General features: G+C 70.2%; 28 protein-coding genes and 3 pseudogenes. 15 read left to right on the forward strand and 16 right to left on the reverse strand.

Annotation, left to right across the window (positions count from 1 at the left end; translation table 11 throughout):
* The first annotated feature begins 33 nt into the window (after positions 1 to 33).
* Entirely contained in the window at positions 34 to 852 is an 819-nt protein-coding gene (locus tag ABH927_RS24105; protein WP_370024728.1) for an SAM-dependent methyltransferase, read from the forward strand.
* A 7-nt stretch (positions 853 to 859) separates the two neighbouring features.
* Here ABH927_RS24105 and ABH927_RS24110 read toward each other — a convergent pair whose 3' ends face one another.
* The gene (locus ABH927_RS24110) at positions 860 to 1,486 is read right to left on the reverse strand and encodes a TetR/AcrR family transcriptional regulator (RefSeq protein ID WP_370024730.1); all 627 of its coding nucleotides are present in this window, start codon (positions 1,484 to 1,486) and stop codon (positions 860 to 862) included.
* A gap of 72 nt (positions 1,487 to 1,558) precedes the next feature.
* On the opposite strand from ABH927_RS24110, the gene ABH927_RS24115 reads away from it, so the two are divergent.
* Together ABH927_RS24115 and ABH927_RS24120 are read left to right on the forward strand one after the other, a co-directional pair.
* Positions 1,559 to 2,053: an FBP domain-containing protein gene (locus ABH927_RS24115; protein WP_370024732.1), complete on the forward strand. Its 495-nt coding sequence runs from the start codon at positions 1,559 to 1,561 to the stop codon at positions 2,051 to 2,053.
* 231 nt (positions 2,054 to 2,284) lie between these two features.
* Positions 2,285 to 3,091, forward strand: coding sequence for a hypothetical protein (locus ABH927_RS24120; protein WP_370024734.1), 807 nt, complete (start codon positions 2,285 to 2,287; stop codon positions 3,089 to 3,091).
* 29 nt (positions 3,092 to 3,120) lie between these two features.
* On the opposite strand, the gene ABH927_RS24125 is transcribed toward ABH927_RS24120, so the two are convergent.
* The 8 genes and pseudogenes from ABH927_RS24125 to ABH927_RS24160 all read right to left on the reverse strand — a co-directional run bounded on the left by ABH927_RS24125 (position 3,121) and on the right by ABH927_RS24160 (position 8,079).
* The gene (locus tag ABH927_RS24125; RefSeq protein WP_370024735.1) at positions 3,121 to 4,497 is read right to left on the reverse strand and encodes an ATP-binding protein; all 1,377 of its coding nucleotides are present in this window, start codon (positions 4,495 to 4,497) and stop codon (positions 3,121 to 3,123) included.
* Positions 4,494 to 5,162, reverse strand: coding sequence for a response regulator transcription factor (locus ABH927_RS24130; protein WP_370024737.1), 669 nt, complete (start codon positions 5,160 to 5,162; stop codon positions 4,494 to 4,496). The genes ABH927_RS24125 and ABH927_RS24130 overlap by 4 nt, the downstream gene beginning before the upstream one ends.
* A 289-nt stretch (positions 5,163 to 5,451) precedes the next feature.
* On the reverse strand, positions 5,452 to 5,850 hold the full coding sequence (locus ABH927_RS24135) for a hypothetical protein (RefSeq protein WP_370024739.1): 399 nt from the start codon (positions 5,848 to 5,850) through the stop codon (positions 5,452 to 5,454).
* 176 nt (positions 5,851 to 6,026) lie between these two features.
* The gene (locus ABH927_RS24140) at positions 6,027 to 6,371 is read right to left on the reverse strand and encodes a sensor histidine kinase (RefSeq protein ID WP_370024741.1); all 345 of its coding nucleotides are present in this window, start codon (positions 6,369 to 6,371) and stop codon (positions 6,027 to 6,029) included.
* A gap of 94 nt (positions 6,372 to 6,465) precedes the next feature.
* A pseudogene (locus ABH927_RS24145) lies at positions 6,466 to 6,528 on the reverse strand (hypothetical protein); the annotation flags it as partial.
* An 8-nt stretch (positions 6,529 to 6,536) separates the two neighbouring features.
* Positions 6,537 to 6,680 (reverse strand): annotated as a pseudogene (locus ABH927_RS24150) (response regulator transcription factor); the annotation flags it as partial.
* A 57-nt stretch (positions 6,681 to 6,737) separates the two neighbouring features.
* Positions 6,738 to 7,679, reverse strand: coding sequence for a M56 family metallopeptidase (locus ABH927_RS24155; protein WP_370024743.1), 942 nt, complete (start codon positions 7,677 to 7,679; stop codon positions 6,738 to 6,740).
* A gap of 10 nt (positions 7,680 to 7,689) precedes the next feature.
* Positions 7,690 to 8,079, reverse strand: a complete 390-nt coding sequence (locus ABH927_RS24160; protein ID WP_370024745.1) for a BlaI/MecI/CopY family transcriptional regulator — start codon at positions 8,077 to 8,079, stop codon at positions 7,690 to 7,692.
* 242 nt (positions 8,080 to 8,321) lie between these two features.
* Between ABH927_RS24160 and ABH927_RS24165 the strand changes: the two genes are divergently transcribed.
* The 8 genes and pseudogenes from ABH927_RS24165 (at position 8,322) to ABH927_RS24200 (ending at position 15,586) form a co-directional block, all read left to right on the forward strand.
* Positions 8,322 to 9,623: a glycosyltransferase family 4 protein gene (locus tag ABH927_RS24165; protein WP_370024747.1), complete on the forward strand. Its 1,302-nt coding sequence runs from the start codon at positions 8,322 to 8,324 to the stop codon at positions 9,621 to 9,623.
* On the forward strand, positions 9,620 to 10,456 hold the full coding sequence (locus tag ABH927_RS24170) for an undecaprenyl-diphosphate phosphatase (protein ID WP_370024749.1): 837 nt from the start codon (positions 9,620 to 9,622) through the stop codon (positions 10,454 to 10,456). The genes ABH927_RS24165 and ABH927_RS24170 overlap by 4 nt, the downstream gene beginning before the upstream one ends.
* 158 nt (positions 10,457 to 10,614) lie before the next feature.
* The gene (locus ABH927_RS24175) at positions 10,615 to 11,526 is read left to right on the forward strand and encodes a helix-turn-helix domain-containing protein (protein WP_370024750.1); all 912 of its coding nucleotides are present in this window, start codon (positions 10,615 to 10,617) and stop codon (positions 11,524 to 11,526) included.
* Positions 11,523 to 12,113, forward strand: a complete 591-nt coding sequence (locus tag ABH927_RS24180) for a helix-turn-helix transcriptional regulator (RefSeq protein ID WP_370024752.1) — start codon at positions 11,523 to 11,525, stop codon at positions 12,111 to 12,113. Before ABH927_RS24175 ends, ABH927_RS24180 begins: the two co-directional genes overlap by 4 nt.
* Before the next feature lie 252 nt (positions 12,114 to 12,365).
* A complete protein-coding gene (locus ABH927_RS24185; protein ID WP_370024754.1) occupies positions 12,366 to 13,082 on the forward strand; it encodes an alpha/beta fold hydrolase in 717 nt (238 codons plus the stop codon).
* A 51-nt stretch (positions 13,083 to 13,133) separates the two neighbouring features.
* Positions 13,134 to 14,096, forward strand: coding sequence for an alpha/beta hydrolase (locus ABH927_RS24190; protein ID WP_370024756.1), 963 nt, complete (start codon positions 13,134 to 13,136; stop codon positions 14,094 to 14,096).
* Between the two features lie 30 nt (positions 14,097 to 14,126).
* Positions 14,127 to 14,432: pseudogene (locus ABH927_RS24195) on the forward strand (substrate-binding domain-containing protein); the annotation flags it as partial.
* Entirely contained in the window at positions 14,429 to 15,586 is a 1,158-nt protein-coding gene (locus tag ABH927_RS24200; RefSeq protein WP_370024758.1) for a mandelate racemase/muconate lactonizing enzyme family protein, read from the forward strand. The pseudogene ABH927_RS24195 and the gene ABH927_RS24200, both read left to right, overlap by 4 nt.
* A gap of 102 nt (positions 15,587 to 15,688) precedes the next feature.
* Here ABH927_RS24200 and ABH927_RS24205 read toward each other — a convergent pair whose 3' ends face one another.
* Together ABH927_RS24205 and ABH927_RS24210 are read right to left on the reverse strand one after the other, a co-directional pair.
* On the reverse strand, positions 15,689 to 16,870 hold the full coding sequence (locus ABH927_RS24205) for a hypothetical protein (RefSeq protein WP_370024759.1): 1,182 nt from the start codon (positions 16,868 to 16,870) through the stop codon (positions 15,689 to 15,691).
* Positions 16,867 to 17,208 carry a PadR family transcriptional regulator gene (locus tag ABH927_RS24210; RefSeq protein ID WP_370024761.1) on the reverse strand — a complete coding sequence of 114 codons (342 nt, stop codon included), beginning with the start codon at positions 17,206 to 17,208 and terminating at the stop codon, positions 16,867 to 16,869. Before ABH927_RS24210 ends, ABH927_RS24205 begins: the two co-directional genes overlap by 4 nt.
* 243 nt (positions 17,209 to 17,451) lie before the next feature.
* Here ABH927_RS24210 and ABH927_RS24215 point away from each other — a divergent pair, with 243 nt between their 5' ends.
* Entirely contained in the window at positions 17,452 to 18,219 is a 768-nt protein-coding gene (locus tag ABH927_RS24215; RefSeq protein WP_370024763.1) for a mechanosensitive ion channel family protein, read from the forward strand.
* Positions 18,220 to 18,229: 10 nt separating this feature from the next.
* Here ABH927_RS24215 and ABH927_RS24220 read toward each other — a convergent pair whose 3' ends face one another.
* The 3 genes from ABH927_RS24220 to ABH927_RS24230 are packed head-to-tail and all read right to left on the reverse strand — an operon-like array spanning position 18,230 to position 19,393.
* Entirely contained in the window at positions 18,230 to 18,538 is a 309-nt protein-coding gene (locus ABH927_RS24220) for a DUF6401 family natural product biosynthesis protein (protein WP_370024765.1), read from the reverse strand.
* Positions 18,539 to 18,564: 26 nt separating this feature from the next.
* The gene (locus ABH927_RS24225; RefSeq protein ID WP_370024767.1) at positions 18,565 to 19,158 is read right to left on the reverse strand and encodes a nucleosidase; all 594 of its coding nucleotides are present in this window, start codon (positions 19,156 to 19,158) and stop codon (positions 18,565 to 18,567) included.
* Between the two features lie 55 nt (positions 19,159 to 19,213).
* Positions 19,214 to 19,393 carry a hypothetical protein gene (locus tag ABH927_RS24230; protein ID WP_370024773.1) on the reverse strand — a complete coding sequence of 60 codons (180 nt, stop codon included), beginning with the start codon at positions 19,391 to 19,393 and terminating at the stop codon, positions 19,214 to 19,216.
* 20 nt (positions 19,394 to 19,413) lie between these two features.
* Between ABH927_RS24230 and ABH927_RS24235 the strand changes: the two genes are divergently transcribed.
* Complete coding sequence (locus ABH927_RS24235; protein WP_370024778.1) at positions 19,414 to 20,031, forward strand: CGNR zinc finger domain-containing protein; 618 nt, start codon at positions 19,414 to 19,416, stop codon at positions 20,029 to 20,031.
* 35 nt (positions 20,032 to 20,066) lie between these two features.
* On the opposite strand, the gene ABH927_RS24240 is transcribed toward ABH927_RS24235, so the two are convergent.
* Positions 20,067 to 21,293, reverse strand: a complete 1,227-nt coding sequence (locus ABH927_RS24240; protein WP_370024780.1) for a cytochrome P450 — start codon at positions 21,291 to 21,293, stop codon at positions 20,067 to 20,069.
* Positions 21,294 to 21,400: 107 nt separating this feature from the next.
* Between ABH927_RS24240 and ABH927_RS24245 the strand changes: the two genes are divergently transcribed.
* Positions 21,401 to 22,528, forward strand: a complete 1,128-nt coding sequence (locus tag ABH927_RS24245; RefSeq protein ID WP_370024785.1) for a TetR/AcrR family transcriptional regulator — start codon at positions 21,401 to 21,403, stop codon at positions 22,526 to 22,528.
* A gap of 92 nt (positions 22,529 to 22,620) precedes the next feature.
* On the opposite strand, the gene ABH927_RS24250 is transcribed toward ABH927_RS24245, so the two are convergent.
* Positions 22,621 to 23,358 carry a TetR/AcrR family transcriptional regulator gene (locus tag ABH927_RS24250; protein ID WP_370024790.1) on the reverse strand — a complete coding sequence of 246 codons (738 nt, stop codon included), beginning with the start codon at positions 23,356 to 23,358 and terminating at the stop codon, positions 22,621 to 22,623.
* A gap of 190 nt (positions 23,359 to 23,548) precedes the next feature.
* On the opposite strand from ABH927_RS24250, the gene ABH927_RS24255 reads away from it, so the two are divergent.
* Complete coding sequence (locus tag ABH927_RS24255; protein WP_370024793.1) at positions 23,549 to 23,983, forward strand: ester cyclase; 435 nt, start codon at positions 23,549 to 23,551, stop codon at positions 23,981 to 23,983.
* The last annotated feature ends 4 nt before the right edge of the window (positions 23,984 to 23,987 follow it).

Here is a 23,987-nt window from a genome sequence, read left to right on the forward strand (position 1 = left end):
AGGCTGATGTCCCCACTCGTATCCGAGGCCTCCATGAGCGACACTCCGCTATCCGACAGCGACCGTATCCCCCCGACGATCGACAGCACGGTGCCGCACTCGGCCCGGGTCTGGAACTACATGCTGGGTGGCAAGGACAACTACCTCGTCGACCGTCAGGCGGGGGAGCGTATCCGTGAGATCTTCCCCGGTATGGTCGACATCGCCCGCCAGTCTCGGTACATGCTCGCCCGCGCGGTCCGGTACCTGGCCGGTGAGGGACAGCTCCGCCAGTTCCTGGACATCGGCACTGGGCTGCCCACCGTGGACAACACACACGAAGTCGCCCAGCGGTTGGCGCCGCAGTCACGGATCGTCTATGTGGACAACGACCCCTTGGTGCTGGTGCACGCTCAGGCGCTGCTCACCAGCACCCCTGAGGGAGCGACCGACTACATCGAGGCAGACGTACGCGACCCCGGCACCGTCTTGCGGATGGCCGCCAAGACGCTCGACTTCGGGCAGCCCACCGCGCTCCTGCTGATGGGTATCCTGGGCCTGGTCGGCGACTACGACGAGGCGCGGTCGATTGCGGACCGGTTGATGGCGGCCCTGCCCTCCGGCAGCTATCTGGCGCTCTACGACGGCACCGACACCGATCCGGCGTACGTCGAGGCCATCGGACGGTACAACGCGGGGAGCGGCGCCACGCCGTACACTCCTCGCAGCCCCGAGCAGATCGCCCGTTACTTCGACGGCCTGGAACTCGTGGAGCCTGGCATCGTGTCAGTGTCGCGGTGGCGGCCGGAGCCCAGCCCGTGGGGCGACCCGCCCCTGGTCGCCTGTGCCGGCGGAGTCGCGCGCAAGCCGTAGGACACGGTCAGACCGGCCGCGCGGGCATCATGTCCTCGCCTGCTCCGCCAGGCGACGCAATGGATTCACTGGGCCAGTGCTCCAGCAGGAAGTGGAGAGCGTCGAGGGCCCGCTCCCAGGACCTCTGCACTTCGCGGGAATGGCTGAATCCGCCGTTGGCCTCCAGGGTGATGTAGCCATGGAAGGTGCTGCGCAGCAGGCGGCCCGCGTCGGTCAGGTCCGGCTCGACCAGCCTGTATGCGCGCAGCATCGCGTGGGTCAGCTCGATGGTGCGGGCGTAGACGGTGGACTGGGCGAGGACGGCGGGGTCCAGTTGGACCGCCTGGGTCGCCGCGTAGCGGCCGGGGTGGGCCAGCGCGTAGTCCCGGTAGGCGTTGGCGAACGAGGCCATGGCGTCCTTCCCGGCCCGGCCCGCGACCGCCGCGGCGATGCGGTCGGCCAGCTCTCCCGCTGCCAGCAGCGCGACCCGTTCCCGCAGATCCTGAAGATTCCTGACGTGCGCGTACAGGCTCGCGTCCTTGACCCCGAAGCTCCGCGCCAGCGCGGACACGGTGATGTTCTCGAACCCGACGGCGTCCGCCAGGTCCGCGGCCGCCTCCGCCACGCGCTCGCCCGTCAGTCCCGCACGAGCCATCCGCCACCTCCACGCTTCCTAGAGATAATAGGTAGTTGCATAATAGTCCTAGGGATTGTAGCGTTCCGCGCCATGAAAGCAGTCAGTGAACAGGAAATCCGCGCGTCGTTCGTCAACTGCTCCAAGGGAGAGGCCAAGCGGCTGGCGCTCCCGCGAGGCCTGGCCGACCAGCGCTGGGACGACCTTGACTTCCTGGGATGGCGCGACCCCGGCGCGCCGGATCGCGGCTACCTCGTCACAGACCTCGGCGGCGAGGTCGTCGGCCTGGCGCTCCGCGTGGCCGCCCGGCAGCGCGGACATCTCCACCGCGGCATGTGCTCCGTGTGCCTGACCACGCACCCCGGCAGCGGCGTCTCTCTCATGACCGCCCGGCGGGCGGGTCAGGCCGGCCGGGACAGCAACTCGGTCGGCGTGTACGTGTGCAGCGACCTGGCCTGTTCCCTGTACGTGCGCGGCATGAAGATCCCGGAGCTGGGAGGGCGTCTCGAAGGGTCCCTGACGCTGGAGGAACAGATCGATCGCACCAGGGCCAGATTGTCCGCCTTCCTGGACAAGGTCATGGCGTGAATCGGACGTCTCGAACGTTCGCCCGTGGGCTGGGAGCTTGCCGAAACCCCAACGGAAAGAAGGGGCATGATGCGGCACAGCGGATGGGCCGACGAAGGGTACGGAGCGGCGCTGCGCATGGGCCTGCACGCCGCGGCCCGGCACAACGACCTCCCCGCCGGCTAGCGCGCAATTCGTCCGGTGGACACGCGATCAGGTCGTGTTCAGGTGGCCGGTGCGACGCTACGCGGTATGACCACCTCATACGAAAGGCCTGGGCACCATGCCGTGGGCCGCCGGATGCTCAACAAGGTTCCAGAGGTCACCATCTACTTCTGGATCATCAAGATCCTCTGCACCACCGTCGGGGAGACGGCGGCCGACTTCCTGAACGACAATCTCGGACTGGGCCTGACCTACACGTCCGTCGTCATGACCCTGCTGCTCGTGGTCGTCCTCGCCTTCCAGTTCTCGGTGAAGCGGTACGTGCCGGGCATCTACTGGCTCGCGGTCGTCCTGATCAGCGTTGTCGGCACCCTGGTCAGCGACAGCCTGACGGACAATCTCGGCGTTGCCCTGGAAACGACGACCGTCGTCTTCGCCGTGCTGCTGGCGCTCACCTTCGTAGCCTGGTACGCCAGCGAGAAGACGCTGTCCATCCACACCGTCTTCACGCTTCGGCGGGAGGCCTTCTACTGGCTGGCCGTCCTGTTCACCTTCGCGCTGGGCACCTCCGCGGGCGACCTGGTGGCCGAGCGGCTGGACGTGGGCTACTTGCTCAGCGCGGTCCTGTTCGGCGCGCTGATCGCCGTCGTGACCGCCGGTCACCTCTGGCTCCGGCTGGGCGCGGTCCTGGCGTTCTGGATCGCTTACGTGCTCACCCGTCCCTTCGGAGCTTCCATCGGCGACTACCTGTCGCAGGCCAAGGATGACGGCGGCCTCGACCTCGGCACGGTGACGACCAGTGGACTCTTCCTGGCCACGATCCTGTGCCTGGTCGTCTATCTGAGCATCACGCGGAAGGACGAAGCCGTACCGCGGCCGGCGGAAACGTCGTAACGCCTCCGCGCTGTGAACCGGCCCGGCCTTCAACCGGCCGGAAGCCTGACGACGAATCGTGCGCCGCTCGTGCCGGTGGCCAGATGGATGTCGCCGCCGGCCGCTCGGGCGAGACGCCGGGCGAGGGCGAGGCCCAGACCGGCTCCGTCGTGCCCGTCCTCGGGATCCGCGCGGCGACCCGGTTCGAAGACGGCCGCGCCGATGGATCCGGGAACCCCGGGCCCGTCATCGCTCACGGCCACCTCTATACCTCCCGTTACCTGCGCGCACTCGATCGTGATCGTCCGTACGGCGTAGCGGCGGGCATTGTCCAGCAGCGGCGCGAGGATGCGTTCGGCGACGGTAACGGAGACTCCGGCGGTGGTGGAGATGCCCCGGACGACGACATCGGGCGCGTCCGGGTGCTCCTCGGCGGCGCGCCGAGCCAGGCCACGTGCCACGTCGTCTACCGCGCAACGACCCGGGATCGGCGACGATCGGGCGCGGGCCTCCGACAGCAGGGTCTCGCAGATCTGCCGCATGGTCGCGGCGGCCGACGCGATCGCCGTGTAGGAGTTGTGTCGCCCTTCCGCGTCCCGGGGCCGGGCTGTCAGCCAGTCGGTCTCCGCGACGATGCGGGCCAGCGGGGTGCGCAACTCGTGCGAGAGCTCGGCGGACTGCTGTTGTTCGTGGCGCAGGACGGCGGCCAGGCGGTCGAGCAGTTCGTCGAGGTTGGCCGCGAGCGACGCGAGTTCGTCGGGACGGCCCGCCGCGCCGAACCGCTCGGCCGTGCCACGCTCGCTCCATCGCGCCGCCTGGGCGCTCATCTCGGCCACCGGACGAAGGGCCCGTCCGACGATCGCCCGGGTGACGAGGTAGACGACGCCGAGAAGCAGAAGCCCGAGAACCGCCGTGCCGGCGAGAGCCGCGCGCGCCGTGCTGCGATACGGATCGAGGCCGACCAAGGCGACGACGGTGCCGACCTGCCGTCCGTGGCCACGCGCGGCCAATACCGGCAGGGCGTAGAGCCGCGCCTGGTACGGCTCGGCGGTCTCCACGAACACGTCGCGGCGTCCCGCGAGCCGGTCGGCCTGTCGCTGCAGCCCCTCAGGGGCCTTGGGCCGTTCGATCGCCAGGCTGTCCCGGTAGATCCAGACGCCGATGTCCAGCGCACGATCGTCCGCGGGTTCGTGTACGAAGATCTCACCGTCCGGCCCTACCTCCAGAGTGGCCGCGACCGCCGCCGCGCGGGTGCGCAGCAGGTCGTCGGCCTGCTCGCCGAGACGCGCGGACAGGACGAGGTTGAAGGCTCCGGTGAGCAGTGCGACCCAGAGCGCTGCGGTGACCAGGGCGAGCAGCGCGAGGCGGCCACGCAGGGTTCCCGGTCGCGAGATGCGCCATGGCATGGTCGTGTGCGGCCGCCTCATGCGAAGCGGTAACCCACGCCTCGTACCGTGGCGATGCCCAGCGGGCTGTCGAGCTCACGCAGCTTGCGCCGCAGCCGGGCCAGGTACTGGTCCAGGGTGTTGTCGCTGACCTGGGCACCCTCGGGCCACGCCGCACGTAGCAGCACGCGCCTGCGCACCACGGCGCCGGGGGACGCCATCAAACAGGCCAGAAGGCGGAACTCGGTAGGAGTCAGGGAGGCCGGCACTCCCGCCACCTCCAGGTGATGCCGGACCGGGTCGAGCCGCAGCCCTTCCATCTCGATGGACGGCTCCCGCCCCGCTCTGCGCAGGGCCGCCCGCACCCGGGCCGCGAGCTCGGCTACGTGGAACGGTTTGCCCAGGTAGTCGTCGCCTCCCGCGGAGAAGCCGGAGAGCCGGTCGGTCAGGGTGTCGCGGGCGGTGAGGAAGACCACCGGGACGTCGATGCCCGCCGCCCGCATGGCCTGGCACACATCACGGCCGTCGGAGTCCGGCAGGCCGATGTCCAGGACCACCGCGTCCACACGATGATCCTGGACGGCTCGCAGCGCCTTGGCCCCATCAGGCGCGGTGAGCACCTCGAAATGCTCGTCGCGCAGGCCCCGGGCGAGGACGTCGCGGAGCCCGGCGTCGTCCTCGACCACCAGGACGCGGTAGACGGTCACCCGGCCAGTATCGCCCGCTTTCGCGGTGTCCCCATGCTGGTGACGGGCGGCGTTCAGGTTCGATAAAGGTTCGCGCCGTACGCGCCAGACCGCGTCTCCTCCGGACCTCCGCTCCTGTACGGCTCAGCCGCGGAGACCGGCGGCGAGAAAGCAGGCGGCATACTCTCCCGGCCGGCCCGGTGCGAGCGAGGCCAGGGCCGCGACCGCAGCCCTGGCTTCTGACCATGTCAGGTGAGAACCCTGTCAGGTGATATCCCTGCCAAGTGAGAGCAAGGGACACGACCCCAGTTCAGTTGTCGCCGCTCTGCTCGTTCCGCACGTCGCCGGCCTGGTCGGCGTGGCCGCCGCTGGAATCCTCCTTGCCGTTGTCGCTCGCCTCGCCGGCCTCCGGCTCGCCACTGTCAGCGGACTCCTTGTCCTCCGTGGACTCTCCGGACTCTCCGGACTCTCCGGACTCTCCGGACTCGGTGGACTCCGGGCCCCCGTTTCCCTCGGCTGTGTCCTGGCCGTCGGAATCGCCTTCCTGCTCCGTGCCGGGCTCGGACTCCGGCGCAGGCTCGGAGGTCGGCGCCGCCTTGACGGCAGGGGCCGGCGTGGCGGCGCCGGAGGCGAGAGCGTTGCCGGCGCCCACGCCGCCCAACGCGAGCACTGTGACGACGATCGCGGCGATCTTGGGTGTGATCTTCATAAGGCATTCCTTCAAGCGGTCTTTCCGGGACATCGACAGCCTGGACCGCGCCGGATGAGACGACCGTGTGCGTCAGATGTGAAGCAACATGAATGTCACGCTTTTGCCGTACTTGGTGACCTGGCGCTGAGCGCCGTTGGTGACGTCGTGCGTCGCAGTGAGAACTGGCCGCTGAGTCATGCGGGTGGGCGAAGCGGCAGTTCGATCGATACCCGTGCGCCCCCCTCCGGATGGTTGCCGGCTTCGGCCTTGCCGCCGTGGGCATGGGCGATGGAGGCCACGAGGGCAAGGCCCAGACCGGCTCCGCCCTGCTTGCGGGCACGCCCGGGATCGGCGCGGCGGAAGCGTTCGAACGCGTGGGGGAGGAACTCCGGCGGGAACCCGGGCCCCTTGTCGCGCACCTCGATCGCGGCTGTTCGCCGGCGGCTTTCCTGCCTGGCCCTCAGGTTGACCTCGATGACGCTCCCCTCGGGAGCGTGCCGCAGCGCGTTGTCGAGCAGTGCGAAGCTCGTGTCCGGCATCGGCGACGAAGCCGCGCTGGCGCGCCATGGCTCGCTGGAGCCGGTCCAACAAGGCGTTCATCGCCTGCCCGAGCGCGGCGACTTCGTCGCGGGTGCCCGGGACGTGCAGACGGGCACCGAGGTCGTGTTCGGTGATCTCCGTGAGCCGGCGGCGCATCCGAGTCACGGGTCCAGCCTCAGGTCACCCGCTTGCAGCAAGGTCGGCCGCTCACGGGCGCCGCGCCGGATCAGCGCCCGCAGCCGCGCGGACAACTCGACGAAGCTGAACGGCTTGGTCAGGTAGTCGTCCGCGCCCGCGTCCAGGCTCCGCATCATCGTCGATGAGCCGCTTCGGCCAGGGCCTGCCGCCGACAGGTGGCGAGGCGGCTACCAGGCGCCGACGACCTCCAGCAGGCGGTGGAGGTCGTCGGCGGCATCGGCGGTGGAGTAGGCCACGGTGGCGAGGAGCGCCGCGGTCGCGAACACGAGTCCGGGGTGGCGGCGAAGCGGCGGCGCGAGGAGGGCGGCGACACGGCGGGGAACCGGGCCGGCCCCGCTGAGTCCGCTGCGGCGGCCGAGGACGCCGAGGGTGGCGCCCGATACGCGGGTGCGGGCGGGGGCGTGGTGGGCGGCCAGGGCCGCCTTGCCGACGGTGCGGGCGACCCGGGCCCGGTCGCCTGTGGCGGTGGCGGCGCGTTCGTCGGCCCAGCGTTCGACGGTGTAGGTGACGGCGGTGGCGAGCGGGCGCAGTAGAGGATTGGCGGCTGCGCCCAGCCCCGTGAAGGCGACGAAGAGATAGTGGTGCGCCGCCAGATGGGCCCGCTCGTGGGCGAGCAGGATGTCATGCTCGCTCTCCTCCAACGCTTGAAGCATGCCGGTGGAGACGATGACGCGCCCCGGCAGTCCGGGCAGGGCGAAGGCGTCCGGAGTCTCGTCCTCGACGACGACGAGACCGTCGGGCGTGGACATGCACGCGGCCTCCTGGGCCGCCGCGGCGAGCGAGCGGGCCCGGCGCCACAGCACGCGCGCCGCCGCGAGTACGGCGCCGCCGAGCAGGAGGCCGGCGATCAAGGCGACGGACAGCTCGGCGGGGTCGTCACGCTGAGCGGCGCGAGCCGACCAGTGGCCGAGGTCCGCCAGCAGCGGGATGCGGATCACCCCGGTGACGGCCAGGAGGCCCAGGGAGATGGTGCTCGCCGCCGCCAGCACCACCGCGGAGGTGGTAAGCAGCCAGGTGGCGAGGCGGGGCTCGCAGCGTTCGGCCAGCAGCCGTGCGCCGAAAGGGGCGAGCAGGGACAGCAGCAGCGGGAGATAGACGGCAATGCGCATCCAGGCGCCCCTACCGGTCGGACTGTGGATCGGACCCGAGCAACTGGCGCAGCAGTTCGGCGTCCGCACTGGACAGGCCGTCGGCGAAGCGTGCCAGGACGGCCTCGCGGTCGGGCCGCTCCTCCAGGACGGTCCGCATGCGGCGGGCGGCGAAGCCGGGGTCGTCGGTGACGGGTGTGTAAGCGTAGGCCCGGCCACGGGGGCTGCGGGTGAGCAGTTGCTTGGCGTGCAGGCGGGTGAGGATCGTCACCACCGTGCTGTAGGTCAGCTCGCCGCCGAGGCGTTCGGTGACCTCGCCCGGGGTCAGCGCACTGTCAGCCTGTAACAGCAGGTCGAGGATCTCGGCCTCCCGCTCGCCGTTGGCCCGCTTCGGGCCCCGCTCCTGCGCGTTGGCACCCATGAGTTTGTCGTTCCCTCGGCTATCTTCTACAGTCGTGTAAAACTTCTACGGCGGTGTAAAAGCTGCCGCGCTCCAAGTGTGCCATGCGCCCATGCCCGCAGACAGCGCACGGCAGGAAAGGACCCAGGGGTGTCACAGGTGAGGGGCGCACCGCTGAGCGGCGAGGGCTCCACCTTCATCACTGAACCCGTCCACCGGCGCGGCTGGGCTGTTCAGCTGCTGGAACTACGGAAGGCCGCCATATGAAGATCACTTTTCTGATCCACAACGTCTACGGGATCGGCGGCACCATCCGCACCACGCTCAATCTCGCCGCCGCGCTCGCCGGGCGCCACGAGGTGACGATCGTCTCCCTGTTGCGCGATCGCGCCCGCCCCCGGTTCGCGATCGATCCGCGGGTGATGGTGATACCCCTGGTCGACCTGCGTGAGGACGCGGCCGACGCGGCGAATCCGCTGCTGCGCCGGCCTGCCGAGGTCTTCCCCGCCGCTGAGAAGCGGTACGGGCAGTACAGCAGGCTCACCGACCAGCGGGCCGAGCAGTACCTGCGCGCGTGCGACGCGGACGTGATCATCGGCACCCGGCCGGGCATCAACGTCTACCTGGCCCGCTTCGGCCCGCCATATGCTCTGCGCATCGCCCAGGAGCATCTCACCCACGACTCCCACAGCAAGAGGCTGCGCGCCGGCCTCGCACGCGCCTACCGCACCCTGGACGCGGTGGTCACCACCACCGAGGCGGACGCCGGCGTCTATCGGGCCAGGATGCGGCTGCCGGGTGTGCGGATCCTCGCAATGCCAAACAGCGTGCCCGACCCCGGTCTGCCGGCCGCCGACGGCACTGCCAAGGTCGTCGCCGCCGCCGGGCGCCTGGTCCCCGCCAAGCGGTTCGACCTGCTCATCGAGGCGTTCGCCGAGGTCGCCGGCGCACACCCCGACTGGTCGCTGCGCATCTACGGCGTGGGGACCGACAAGCGGCGCCTTCAGCAGTTGATCGACAGCCGAGGCCTGCGCGGGCACGCGAGCCTGATGGGCGCGGTCTCGCCCATCGAGGGTGCGTTCGCTCAGGCGTCGATCGTCGTGAGCGCCTCCGACGCCGAATCCTTCGGCATGACCCTGGTCGAGGCGATGCGCTGTGGCGTCCCGGTGGTCAGCACCGACTGCCCGCTCGGCCCCGCTGAGATCATCAACGATGGCGTCGACGGCCGCTTGGTGCCCGTGGGAGACCGGCAGGCGCTGGCCGGCGCGCTGCTCGGCCTGATCGCCGACGAGCCCACCCGCCGCCGCATGGGGGAGGCGGCCCGCATCGCCGCTCGCCGCTTCGATCCCGCCCCCATCGCCCGCGCCTACGAGGAACTGTTCACCGAACTGGCCGCCACGCGCCGCTCCCGCGACCGGCTGCGTCAGCGAGCTCGGTGGCGCAGCCGCTTGCGCCGGGCTCTGGGCAGCCTGCGGCGTGATCTGGGCGCCACCCTTGTGCGCCTTCCCGGCATGGCGGATGCCGTGCGCTCGCCCGACCACCCACCTCAGAGATGGATGCCATGAGTGCTATCAGTGTCAGCCAGGCCGTCGTGCTGGGAGTCGTGGAGGGGGTGACGGAGTTCCTTCCGGTCTCCTCCACCGGCCATCTCAAGATCACGGAAGGACTGATGGGCATCCCCGTCGACGACACGTCCGTGGTGGGCTTCACCGCCGTGATCCAGGTCGGCGCGATCGCCGCGGTGCTGGTCTACTTCTTCAAGGACATCGTGCGGATCGTCTCTGCCTGGGGCCGCGGCCTGGCGAACCGCGCGGAGCGCGACAATCATGACTACAGGTTCGCCTGGTGGGTCATCTACTCCACCGTCCCGATCGTGGCCGTGGGTCTTGCCGCCAAACCGTTGATCGAGGGCCCGCTGGCCTCGCTGTGGGTGGTGGCCGGCTCGCTGATCGCCGGTAGCGGCGTGATGTGGGTAGCCGATCGGATGGGCCGTCACAAGCGCGGTGAGGAGGACACCTCCCTCAAGGACGCGATGCTGGTGGGCTGCTCGCAGATCCTCGCCCTGCTCTTCCCCGGCTTCTCCCGCTCGGGTGCGACGATGTCCACCGCCCTGATCCTGGACCTCGACCGGGTGGCGGCGACGAGGCTCTCCTTCTTCCTCGGCATTCCCGCGCTGACTGGTGCGGGCCTGTACGAACTCAAAGACGCCGCCGGCGCCGGGGTCGGCGCCGCGCCGCTCATCGTGGGCACGACCGCGTCCTTCGTCGTCGCCTACGCCTCCATCGCGTGGCTGCTGAAGTTCGTCGCCCGGCACTCCTTCAACGCCTTCGTCATGTACCGGATCATCATCGGAACGCTGCTCTTCGCTCTGCTGGGCACCGGAGTCCTCACCGCCTGACCATCCCGGTCACCGTTGGGTGCGAGCGTCGGCGGGCGTCCAAAGCGATCCAAGAGGGCGGTTATGCTTCCGCGTGGCCGCGAGCCCTGACGTGTATCCCCAACCGGGCCGGCTTCATGCCTTCGCAGGTTGCCGGTCGCGGAGAGGATGTGATCGCCATGCTGCTGCCGTCCAGCCCCGCGTGTGTGCTGGTGCAGATGGAGGCAAGGACCACCAGCGATGCTCCTCCCTTTCGCCGCATGCGCCGTCATTCGCTGGGGCCCGTCGCGATGGCCACGATCGAGTCGGTTCCGCAGAGGGTGCGCGCACTCCTCCACGAGGTTCCCGCCACGGCCGAGGAGGGCGTGCAGCTCCATCTCGTTCACGCTGGTCGCCTCGCCGTTGAGCAAGGTCGCGGCGCGACGGTGGCGAGCGCGGGGGAGGTGCTGTTCTACGACGCGGCGCGGCCGTTCCGGTTCGACTACCCGGACCCGTTCTCGGTGTCGATCGTGCAGATGCCCAAACGCCTTCTCGGGTTCGACTCGTCCCGGCTGGCCGCGCTCGCAAGCCGTCCGGTGGGGGCCCGATCGGGTATCGGATCCGTGCTCGGAGCTCTCCTGTCTCGCACCGCTCAAGCCGAGCCGGACCTCGACCCGATCGGCCGTGAGGCGGTAGCGGCGGCCATAGTCGACGTGGTCGCGCTGCTGGGAGACTCGGAACTCGGGCGCACTTCACCTGCTGAAGTGCACCAGCGGGGGCTCGCCGCCGCCGCGAACGAGTACATTCGCTCGCACCTCGCCGACCCTCTGCTCGGTCCGGACATGATCGCGCGAGAGCTCGCCGTTTCCCTCAGAACGTTGCACGCGGTGTTCGAAGCCGAACCCGACACCGTCGCGCGCACGATTGCGAAGCTGAGGCTGGGAGCCGTACGCCGCGACCTCGCCGACACGTCTTTCAGTCATCTTCCGGTGGGCGCGATCGCCCGCAGCTGGGGATTCACCAGCGGCGCTCACTTCAGCAGGTCGTTCAGGCAGGCTTTCGGCATCTCTCCGACGGAATGGCGAAGAGCCGACCTCGGCCAGAACCGATGAGCTACGGGCAGTTCGGCGCGGCGCCGGATTCTCCTCCCCGAAAAGGCGCGCTCGAAGCGGTGGCCGACGGCTTCGTCGAGGCGATCCGGGCGGTCGATGCCGAAATCTCGTTTTTGGACCGGCAACGGTTGTCGGCGACCGCGGACGCCCTCATCGCGGCCTGCGCGGAGGCCGGGAGCCGACCGAGATCGCTGAGCCGCCCAAGCGAAGTGAGAGACCGCGCGCGGCTGCACGTCTCAGCACATCTGCGAGAACCGGGGTTGAGCGTCGAGGGCGTCGCGCGGCACCTTGGCATCAGCGTTCGTGCGCTACATCTGGCGTTCGCGACCGAGCCGGAAACGATCGGGGCTCTGATCCGGCGGCTCCGGCTCGAGCGCGCCCGCGACGATCTCTTTACCGAGCAGAATGAGCGCGGACTCGTCGGAACGGTGAGCCGGCGTTGGGGGTTCGGCAGTGCCGCGAGCTTCGCTCGCGCGTTCCGCCGAGAGTACGGCTGTTCGCCACTCCAGTGGCGACGCTCGAAAGCCGAGTCCGATCCGGCGGTCGGGACGCGCAATCGGCGATTATCGCTCCGGAGAGGTTCATGAGCCACGCCGAAGCCGTTCCCACCTGGGAGAGCGCACTCATTGACTGTGAGCGCAGCGCCTCGATGCGATTCGCGCACCGCGTTGGTCGTGGAGGGGTGATTCCACAATGCTGGCAGGCGTGGCCCTCCCTTCATCTCCGCAAAGGGGGGCACGGCTCCGGCCTCACTGAGACCGAAAGGACCGCGGCCTCGCGCGTCCGGCCTGAGGGGCCCAACAGCTTTACCCGACGCATCAGAAGAAAGAGAGATATCTGTGTCCGCGACTCCCACCATCGTGCTCGTGCACGGTGCCTTCGCCGACGCCGCCAGTTGGGCGCCCGTGACGCTGCGGCTGCTCGACCAGGGCTACAAGGTCCTCGTACCACCCGTCTTCAACCGCAGCCTGTCCGGCGACTCGGCTTACATCAAGTCGTTCGTCGAGCAGATCGACGGGCCGGTCATCCTCGCCGGCCACTCCTACGGGGGCGCCGTCATCACGGTCGCCGGTGTCGCCGAGAACGTCGTCGGTCTCGTCTACGTGTCCGGCTACGCCCTGGAAGAGGGCGAGAGCCTGGGACAGCTGCAGGGCGGATTCCCGGACTCCGAGCTCGCGGCGAATCTCGTCTACTCCCCGTACCCGATCGAGGGCGGCGAGCCGGGCACGGATGTGTCGGTGAAGATCGACGCGTTCCCCGCCGTGTTCGCCGCCGGTGTCGGCGCTGACGAGGCGAAGGTGTTCGCGGTGTCGCAGCGGCCTCTGTCGGCGATCGCGTTCGGGGAGCCCGCATCGGTGGCCGCGTGGAAGACCAAGCCGGGCTGGGGGATCGTCTCCAGCGCCGACCGCACTATCAACCCCGAGGTCGAGCGCTTCGGTTACAAGCGGGCGGGGCTGCGGAAGGTGATCGAGATCGATGCCCCTCACCTGGTGATGCAGACCCACCCGGCCGAGGTGGCCGCGTTCATCACCGACGCGATCGCCGAACTCGGCTGACCCGGCTGATCCGTCCAACGCGGCACATCGACAAGAGACAGAGGTACGACCATGGCAGGAAACCCCTTGGGCATCTCGCTTGAGAAGGCGGCGCAGGAGTTCGTCGACGCGACCTCGGAGCCCCCGTTCCTCTACCAGCTCGCTCCGGAGGAGGGCCGCAAGGCCGTCGACGGGGTGCAGGACAGCCCGATCTTCAAGCCTGAGATCGACGAGGAGTGGATCATCGTCGAAGGCGGCCCCACCGGTTCGGTGAAGGTCCGCATCGTCAAGCCCAAGGGCACCGTCGGAACCCTCCCGGTGATCATCTACGCCCACGGAGCGGGCTGGGTGTTCGGTGACGCGCACACCCATGACCGCCTCGTGCGCGACCTGGCCGTCGGCGCGAACGCGGCCGTGGTCTTTCCCGAGTACGACCGCTCCCCGGAGGTGCGCTACCCGGTCGCGAACGAGCAGTCGTACCGCGTCGCCCAGTGGGTCACCACCGATGGCGCCGGGAAGGGGCTGGACTCTTCGAAGATCGCTATTGCCGGTGACTCGGTCGGCGGCAACATGGCCATCGCTTTGACGCTCATGGCGAAAGAGCGGGGTGATGTCTCGTTCGTGCAGCAGGTGCTGTTCTACCCGGTGACCGACGCCAACTTCGACACCCCTTCGTACACGGAGTTCGCCCAGGGGTACTTCCTCACCCGCGAGGGGATGAAGTGGTTCTGGGATCAGTACACCACCAGTGAGCAGGACCGCGCGCGGATCACGGCCTCGCCGCTGCGCGCCACCGCCGAGCAGTTGACCGGGCTGCCGCCCGCGCTGATCATCAACGCGGAGGCCGACGTCTTGCGGGACGAGGGGGAGGCGTTCGCGGGCAAGCTGCGTGAGGCGGGCGTTCCGGTCACGCAGGTCCGGTACGCGGCGATCATCCACGACTTCGTGATGGTCAACTCCATGCACGACACTCACGCGGCCAAAGCCGCCGTCGCGCAGGCCGTCGCCGTACTGAAGGAAGCCCTGCACGGCTGAGTCAGCCGGCACCATCGGCGGTCGAGAAAACTCCGCGCCACCTGCGTCCTGGCCGTGACCGACCTCATGGCCGTGGGCGCGCTGGCGGCCCCGCGCAACCACGGACTCTCCGTACCAGCCGATGTGTCGCTCGCCCGATTCGATGACATTCCCCTGGTCCAGGACCTCAGCCCGCCGCTGACCACGGTCGCCCTCCCGCTGGAGGACCTGGGCAGACGCGCGCTGGCGATTACCATGCGGCCAGGCAGCACCCTCCGCAGCCGGGTCGAAGGCGTCCAGGGCGAGGTCGTCCTGCGCGCGAGCACCGCACCTCCTCCGCCGAAAGGATGTCCGTGAACCTGAACTCCCTGACTGTGGACCGTGTGGAAACCTACGCGGTCGCCCTGCCCACCCTGCGATCCTTCGGCGTCTCCGGCGGCTCGGTCGCCGTCGCCGGGCGCCCGAGCATCCGCGTCCTGGTCAAGGTGAGCGCCGACGGCGTGCACGGCTGGGGCGAGGCGACTCCGATCCCCGCCTGGACGTACGAGACGGCCGAGTCGATCGTCACGACCATCGACCGCTATCTCGCGCCGGCCATCCTCGGCCACCCCGCCTGGGATCTGGACGGCGTCACCCGGCTGTTCGACCGGGCCGTCAACCGCGGGTTCTCCATCGGCGCGCCGCTGGCCAAGTGCGCCGTCGACGTCGCCCTGCACGACCTCCTGGGCCGGGCGGCGGGCGTGCCCGTCGGGGTGCTCTGGGGCCAGCGCCGGGCCGAGGAGATCCAGCTCGCCTGGATCGTGTCCGGCCAGACCCCCGTCGAGGTGGCCGAGGCCGTGGCGGAGGGGAAGGAGGCGGGCTACCGCGCGTTCAAGGTCAAGATCGGACTACACGACGAGGAGACCGACCTGTCGGTGGTGGCCGCCGTCCGGGACAGCGCTCCCGAGGCGCCGCTGTGGGTCGACGCGAACCAGGGCTACACCTGCGACGCCGCGCTGCGGCTGGCCGGACGGCTGCTCGACCTCGGGGTGACCGCGTTCGAACAGCCGCTGCCCGCGAACGACGTGGCCGGGCTGCGCAGGCTCCGCGGCTCCTCGCCCCTGCCCGTGGCGCTCGACGAGAGCCTGCGCCACCCCACCGACCTGGCCACCTTCGTCAAGCTCGGGGCGATCGACGTGGCCATCGCCAAGGTCCAGCGCAGCGGCGGGCTCACCCTGTCGCGGCGGCTGTGCCAGCTCGCCGAGGACTCGGGGGTCCGGCTCATGGGCTCCGGCCTGACCGACTCCGACCTCGGCCTGGCCGCGTCGCTGCACCTGTTCGCGGCCCATGGGATCACCGGCCCGGTAGACCTCAACGGGAGGCAGTTCATCGCCTCGCCGTACGCCTCGGGGACGACCGTCAAGCTGGCGGCCGGCGTCGCCGAGGTCCCCACCAGCCCCGGCCTGGGTGTCGAGGTGGACGAGTCGGTCGTCCGCGAGCTCGCGGTGAACGTCCTCGAACGACGCGACTGAGAACATGCGATATCCCGGACTGAGAAGCCGCCGATCGACGATCGGGGAAGGGGAAGCCCTCGGCGGCGGCGAACTGGTGGGAGATCGCCGTGCTGTACGGCTTCACGAGCTGACCTGACGGTTCGCCGCCGGGGGAAGCCCCGCGGGGATCCGTTCTCCTCGCGGGCCGGTGACCAGTGCGAGCATCCCGGTCACCAGCGTGGCGACGACGACGATCACGGCCGCGCCCTTCTCCCCGGCGGCCGCACCGATGAGGGCGAGAACCGCTCCCGCGACGGTCAGCGTCTGGAGGCCGCGCGTCAGCCGGCGGGTCGCGGGGCGCATCATCGCGCCGAGTACGACGACGAGCAGACAGCCCCAGATCAGGCCCGCTATGTACTCGTCCCCGGCCTCCAGCCGGGACAGCGCATGCCGTACGGCAGGCGGCCCGGCGTTGAGAGGGACGATGCCGGGCATCTGGTCGGGGAGGAGCAGGAACGCGCCGTAGCCCAGGAGGGCGACCACCGCCGCGCAGACGGCGCCGGCGCAGAGCGCGGTCATGACGGCCTGCCTGGCGCTGCGCGTCCGCCGGGCGACGACGACCATCGCCGCTCCCGGCGCGCCGGCCACGACGAGGAGCAGCCAGAGGCCGTGTCCCGGCAGGCCGTCCGCGAGCGGCGGCAGGACGCGCTCGAAGGGCAGGACCAGGAAGCACGCCAGGCCGGCGACGAGACCCGCGCCGATGCCGGACAGCAGGCAGGCGGGGCCGGCCGTCGAGCCGCGGGCCGTCATGGCCAGCGTCACGACGGTGTAGAGCACCAGCGTGATCATGCCGGGCAGAAGGCCGTCGCCCGGTCCCAGGAGCTGCGGTCCCTGGTGGTCCATGACGGAAATTACCAGGTAGCCGCACGTCAGGGCGTACCCGGCGGCTCGCACCGCACGGGATGTCCGGGACCGTCCCACCGGGCCGAGCAGGCCCGGCCTGCCGCCCCGCCAGGCGAGCGCCGCGAGGATCACCACCAGGGCGATGATCTCGAATCGGGCGCCGGGATAGGTGACGCCGCCCGCCAGCACCAGCGTCACCGCGGCGGCCGTCGCCGCCAGGTGGCCCAGAGCGCGCAGCGCCGCCGGCTGCACCAGTGCCACCCGCACGCAGCCGAGGGCGAAGCCCAGACGGGCCCGTCCTCCCTCGACCTGGAGGAACTCGGCCCGCATGGCCTGGCCCCAGCCCCGCCTGGCGGCGGGGAGGAGCCGGACGGCCAGGGCGACCAGCGCCCCCGCCATGTCGCGTCGCGGCCGGCTCACCAGGCGCTCCGCAGCTCGCCCCGGACGCCGGGTCTGTCCCGCTGGACCGCTTCCTCGGGATGACGGCCGGGCTCGGCGGCGACATGTGCGGCCAGCGCCAGGCCACTCCCCGTGAGCCGGTACAGATGCCGGGGAGGCCGGCCCACGGGCGGATCGGCCTCCCACGAGGCCTCCAGCAGCCCCCGGTCGGTCAGCCGCATCAAGATCGGGTACAGCGAGCCGGCCTTGAGCCCGACCTGCTGGCCGAGCTCGTAGCCGTAACGCCAGGTGGAGGGGTCGGCCGCCAGGGCGGCCAGGACTCTCACCGTCTGCGGGGAAGGTCGCCTTGTCCGGGTCACCGGATAACTCTATCTAGGTAGACTTTTTCCTGACAAGGTCGCCAGGTCTTGTGATGCCCTCCGGGTATCAGGCGTGCTCCGGCCGCAGACGCGGCGGGCTTTCCAGACTCCGATGTGGCCCGTCCTGGAAAAGGCAAAAGTTCGGTGCGGTGCCGGGAAACCTGCCTTCCCCTCGTGTCCTGCGGTGAGTGGGTTCGTCCGCTTCGGAAACACCCCGGTTTGGTAGACCCATGAGGGGGGGTCATGGCCATGGACCTACGTCAGGGCCTGTTGGACGCGTGGCGGCAGATAGCCACATTCGTGCCCAAGTTCGTCGGCTTCATCGTCGTACTGATCATCGGCTGGCTGGTGGCCAAGCTGCTGGAGAAGGTGGTCGACAAGCTCTTGGAGCGGGTCGGCTTCGACCGGGCGGTGGAACGCAGTGGGGTGGGCCGGATGCTGGAGCGGACCCGTTATGACGCCAGCAGCCTCATCGCCAGGCTCGTCTACTACGCCGTCCTGCTGTTCACGCTTCAACTGGGCTTCGGGCTGTTCGGCCCCAACCCGGTCTCCAACCTGCTGGCCGCGGTGGTCGGCTGGCTGCCCAAGGCGATCGTCGCGATCATCATCCTGGTGGTGGCGGGGGCGATCGCGCGTGCGGTCAACGATCTGGTCAGCGGGGCGCTCGGGGGCACGCGTTACGGCCGGTGGCTGGCCACCGCCGCGTCGGTGTTCATCTGGGCGCTGGGCATCATCGCCGCGCTCAACCAGATGGGCATCGCGACCACCGTCACGACTCCCGTCCTGATCACCGTTCTCGCCACCCTGGGCGCGATCCTCGCCATCGGTCTCGGAGGCGGCCTGGTGCGTCCGATGGAGCAGCGCTGGGAACGCTGGCTGAGGACGGCGGAGGCCCAGACGCCCGAGATGAAGGTGCAGGCGGAGGCCTACTACCGGGGGCGGCAGGACGCCAGGCAGGCGCGGGCGGCGGAGCCGCAGGCCGGGACGGCCAAGTCGGTGCCGCCCGAATGAGGCCGCCGGCTCACGCCGGCAGTTCGTCAGTGAGGAAGCCCGACTCGCGTGCGAGCCAGCAGATCGCCGTCAGCCGGATCTCCGCGAAGTCGCCGTCACCGGCGTACGTCCAGCCGGTTTCGCGAAGTTCGTCCAGGAAGCCCAGGAGGTAGTCGCCCAGCGCCTCCCGGTCCAGCGTGATCGCGTCTCGCACGGCGGCGGCGTGCTGGTCGACCGCCGCGAGCAGCCCCGGATCGCCGGAGGCCCGGACGAGCTGGGCCCCCATCGTCTCATCGAGCCACGTTAAAGGGGAGGTCGACCAATCCTCATCGAACACCATCGGTCCACCATAACCTCCCCCTCAAATCACCTGTCACCGGCCAGGTGGGAGGTGGCCCAGGCGGCCAGCGCACGGGCGCAGCCCGCCACGGACTCCCGCCAACTCCTGGCCGCGCCGTCTCCCGCGTCGTCGCTGACGTGTTTGACGAGACGGATGGGGACTCCAGCCTGGCTCGCGACGGAGGCCAGGGCGTACCCTTCCATGTCGACCAGATCGGCGCGTGCGGCGAGCCGGTCCCGCGATGCCTCGTCGGAGACGAAGACATCCCCGGTGGCGAGGACGGGGCCGCCGGGGGACAGCGTCAACGGCGCCCCGTAGGTCTCCCCGGTGAGGCCGCGCAGCATGTCCGTGTCCAGATCGTGCTGGAGCACCGTGCCGACCTCATGGGTGCCGGACCAGCCGGGCCGAAGCGCCCCGGCCGTGCCGAGGTTGATCACCGACGAGGGCAGGGGGCCCCGGCCCAGGACGGTCGCGAGCGAGGACGCCGCGTTCACCTTGCCCATGCCCGTCAGCAGCACCGGCAGGCCGAGGTCCACAAAGCGGTCCAAGAACTGGGCCTCCTCCTTGACGGCGAGCACGAGGAGGGGCCGGTCGGGGGTGACTATGCCAGTTAGGTCCATGAGCGCACACATTAGATCCATCGTCGCTCGCGGCGCACGGGGCACTGCCCCGGGCTCAGGCCGTGAGAAGGCCGACGCCGAGGGCGATGACGCCCACGGCCAGCGAGGCGGCGCCGAGCCACAGGATCGCGATGAAGCGGTTCGGCCCCGTGACCTCACGCCCGGCGGATGAGGCGAAGAACCCCCGGACATCAGAACGGCCGCCACCGGCATCGGGGGGTCTCCCTTTCCTCACTGTCTAGTTACGATATGCCAGTGACGATAGATGCGACCGCCATCACTAGTCAACAGACTTTTGATAGTTACGTGGCCGAGTTCGCCGCGCTCGCCCTCCGGCTGGTGAACGACCTGGCCACCGAACGCGCGCACGGCCAGCACGTCGAGCCGCCGAGCCCCGGGACCGATCAGCTGGAGGTGATCCGGCGTGCGCTGTCGGCACATGACGGCCTCCACGCGGCGGCCTTCGGCCCCGACGGCGCCGCAGTGCTGGCGGCCGCGGTGCGACGGCTCCGGGCCGCGATCGACGCGTGTGTGGACGGCGACGTCCTGGGCGCCGCCGACGTGCTGAACGATCTGCTCGCGGCGCACCACGCCATGCCGAATCTTCACGGCCGGCCCGGACTCCCGCTGGTGCTGGCCTTCCACGCGGTCGGCCAGGGCCCGGTGGACTCGTACATCGCCGACATGGCCACGAGCATCGCGATGATCATCGGCGCGGGTCGTGGCGCCAGGCTCGGCAGGTGCTCGGCCAACGAGTGCGATCGGGTCTTCTACGACACCACCCGCAACGCCTCGCGGCGGTTCTGCGATCTGTCCTGCCAGAACCGCGCCAAGGCGACCGCCTACCGGGCCCGGCGCTCCCGCGACCGCTGAGTCGTGGCCCGCCCCCGGCGCCGGTGCGTGCCGCGTCAGAACGTCCCGAGGGTCACGGGCAGGGACGTCAGGCGCCAGCCACCGGGGTCGGGCGCGCGCATCCCCTCCAGGGAAATGTCCTCAGGGGACACGGCGAGCGCGAGGCCGGGGAAGCGGCGCAGCAGTGCCGTGAGCGCGACCTCGGTCTGCGCGCGGGCCAGCGAGGCCCCGAGACAGAAGTGCGGGCCGTGGGCGAATCCGAGATGTCCCGGCGATGCCAACGGCCGGGTGATGTCCAGCCGTTCGGGGTCGGCGAACGCGCGCGGGTCGCGGTTGGCGGAGGCGATCGCGACGGTGACGGGTTCGCCCTTGCGGACCAGCACGCCCCCCACCTCGGCATCCTCCCGCGCGTAGCGGGGGATGGTCAGCAGTTGCGGTCCGCACCAGCGCATCAGCTCGTCGACGGCGCGGGGCATGAGGCCGCCGTCGTCGCGCAGCGCGTCGAGCTGCCCGGGGTGGGCGAGCAGGACCGCCACGGCGTTGGCGATGAGGTGCGTGGGCGTCTGCCCCGCGAGGACGAGGTGCCAGACCAGCGTGACCATCTCGGCGTCGCCGAGCCGGTCCCCGTCTTCGGCTTGGGCGCGGATGAGGTCGGAGAGCAGGTCGTCGCCGGGCTCGGCCCTCCGGCGCGCCACCGCCGCCTTGGCGCCCTCCATGATGCCCGGGATGGCCTCGGCGAACCCCTGGCCCCATCCCGCCGCGACGGCCGCGCCGTACTCCCGCCATCGCGGGCGGTCGGAATCGGGAATGCCGACCAGCTCGCAGATCACCTCGATCGGCAGCGGCCGCGCGAAGTGCCGCAGCAGGTCCACCGAGCCGCCCTCGGCGTGGTCCGGCAGGTCGTCGAGCAGGCTCTCCACGATCGGCTCGACCCGTGGCCTGAACTCGGCGGCGCGGCGCGCGGAGAACGCGGGCGACACCAGCCCGCGCAGCCGCGTGTGCTCCGGCCCGTCCATCTCCGCCATGGTCCGCATGTACGGCAGGCAGTCGTCGGGTACGGCGGGTCGCATGAAGCTGGCGGCGTTGAGCTCGAACCGAGGGTCGCTCAGCATCGCCCTGGCCTCCTCGTGCCGCGTCACGGCCCACATCGGGCCGAAACCCGGGGAGAGGAGCCGCGCCAGCGGGGAGCGCTCGCGGGCCCGCCCGTACGCGGTGAAGGGGTCGCGCAGCACGTCGGCGCCGGTCAGGTCGATCTCGGGGACGTCGCTGCTGGGGCCGGTCATGAACACTCCACGTCTCGGACGGCATTTCGGATGGTGCTAACAGATGATCTCATCATTTGAATGGTCACGATATCTTGAGCTCGGGACCGATCGCAACGAGGAGGACGATGGGCCGGCTCACCCGGGCGGAGCTGCAGGAGCGCAACCGCGCAAAGGTGCTGGCCGCGGCCAGGGACGAGTTCAGCGAGCACGGCTTCCGAGACGCGAAGATCGACAGCATCGCCGAGCGCGCGGAGCTCACCCGCGGCGCGGTCTACTCCAACTTCCCCGGCAAGCGGGCGCTCTACTTCGCCGTGCTGGCCGACCTGGCCGAGCGTGCGTCCGAGCGGGCACTCGCCGAATCTTCCGAGCCCGGCCGTACCGCCCGGGAGGCGCTCGGCGCGCTGGCTCGATCGTGGGTCGCCCGGCTCCCGCTCGCCACCGACGAGAAGCACGGCTCGGGCCGGCTCGGCGTGGACCTGATCCCCGAAGTCCTCGCCGACGAGCGGATGCGGCGACCGTTCGCGCAGTTGATGAGGCTCGACGCGATCCTGCTCGGGCTGGCCATGGAGCGCCTGTCGCCGCCCAAGACGCCCGATGGCCGCCTCGTGCGCGTGGCCGAGACGGCGCTCACCACCTTGTACGGCGCGAGCCAGATGGCGGCCGCCGCGCCGGGCTTCATCGAGCCCTTCAACGTCGTCAGCGCCTGTGAGCGGCTCGCGGACCTCGACCTGGGGGACCGGTGGCCACCCCCGCCCATCGTCCCGCAGGCGCGACCGGCCGACGATCCGTGGTCTCCGCCGCCCGCGGTGGACCTGATCCGGGGGGAGGCCGCGCGGCTCACGGGCGACGGCGTGGTGGTGGTCCTCGGGACGCACCGGCTCTCCGCCGCCGAGGAGGCGGTGCGGGGCGCGCCGCCCGGCGCCACGGTCACCGCCGTCCTCGTCACCGGCGCTCCCGGCGAGCTGGTGCCTCTGGCGCGGCTGACCATCGCCGACCTGTGCGTCGGCCTGCGCCAGGCCTTCCCCCGGTGGGCGTGGCCGCGCCTGCAACTGGTCTGCGACGAGTCGGGCGCCCTCGCCGCGGCGGCCGGCGTGCCCGCCGTCAGCGACGCCACCGAGACGGCCGTCCGCATCGAGTCGGGCCGGATCGTCACCCGCGCCGACGGCTACGGCGCCTGCCACGCGGCCGCGTCGGCCACGTCATCCGGTGGGTCCGCACCGGCCGACATGTCGCGGGTGTGGCGCCGTACCTGAAAACCGGCCCTGAAACCAGCCCTGAAAACCGGTGGGGGAGGGTATGGCAGGGGCCGGTGGTGTGCGCCGTTTATGTGGTGTTGTGCGCGGTGTTATATGCGTGCGCCGGAGCTCGCCGGGCTGGCGATACGGCCCAGCCAGTCTCGTAGCAGGGCGGTCTCCGCGTCGTTGAGAACTGTCGGCGCGTCCTCCAGCGTGGAGGCGAGCGCGATCGCGGCGGACGCCGTGGTGACCTCTCCGCCGCTGGACACGGGGCTCGTGCTACCGGTCGTGATCGAGTCGAGGATCGCGTCGCGCACTCTCGTGGACAGCCCCGGGTCGACCGCGTCCTCCGGCTGGGTGATCAAGGTGAGGATCACGCCGCTGCTGGCCGCGAGCACCTCGGCGGCGGCGTCGGCCGGCGTGACCGCCAGGCGGCCCTGTCGCGCGGCGGGCGCCAACGCCTGCAGCAACATGGCCTCCACCTCCGCCACGACGCCGCAGCGCTTGCCGCGCTCGACTCGGCCGTAGATGTGCGCGTAGGACGCCGGATGCTGGAGCCCGAACTCGACGTGGATGTCCCAGCCCTGCCGGATCTCCTCGATGGGGTCCGCCGACGCCGAGGCCTGATCGCGGCGGGCCGCCAGGAACTGGCGGAACCCGTGGCTCACGACCGCGTCGAGCAGGCCTTCCTTGCTGCCGAAGTGGTGATACAGCGTCGGCGCCTGCACGCCGGCGAGATCGCAGACGGCGCGTGTGGACACGTCGCCCCCGCCGGCCTTCTCCAGCAACTGGACGCCGGCGAGCAGCAACCGGTCGCGGACGGGGATCTCACGTTGATCGCGTACCATACCGCTACACTAACACCTATAGCATAGGTAGGCATTCCTGGAGGGCGTCGAACGCCCCGAGCGCGCAAATCATGCGCTATAGGGTGTCATGTAGCGTGGATAGCATTGCTATATGTCATGGTTTGTCGCGATAAGTCTGGTAGGAGGCTGATGGCGGCGGGTAGCGTTGCCGAGGTAAAGGGGGGTCAGCATGCTCACTGCGTGGGATGTAAAAGATCGACTGTATAACTCGCTGAACGAACACGATCTGCACCGAATGCTGGAGTATTACAGGGCGGACGCCGTTCTGGTGACCCCGGTGGGCGTGGCGGAGGGTCTTGAGCAGATCGCCTGGTTCTACGAGCAGTACTTCAAGGCTTTCGCCGATCTGCGGGTCACGACCTGGTACAAGGTCGCCTGCGCCGATCCCGCGGTCACCGAATGGACGCTCACCGGCACTCATAGCGGGCCCCTTCTTCTCCCCGGCGGGGACGTGGTCGAGGGAACCGGCAGACATATCGCCGTCCGCGGATCCTGCGCGGCCCACGTCGAGAACGGCAAGATCACCACGCACAGGGAGTACTACGACCAGCTGGAGCTGTACAGCCAGTTGGGGTTCCGGATCGAACCGATCGGGCCTGAGTGACGTC

The organism is Planotetraspora sp. GP83 (assembly GCF_041262585.1).
In the GTDB taxonomy this organism is placed as follows: Bacteria; Actinomycetota; Actinomycetes; order Streptosporangiales; family Streptosporangiaceae; genus JAOEGB01.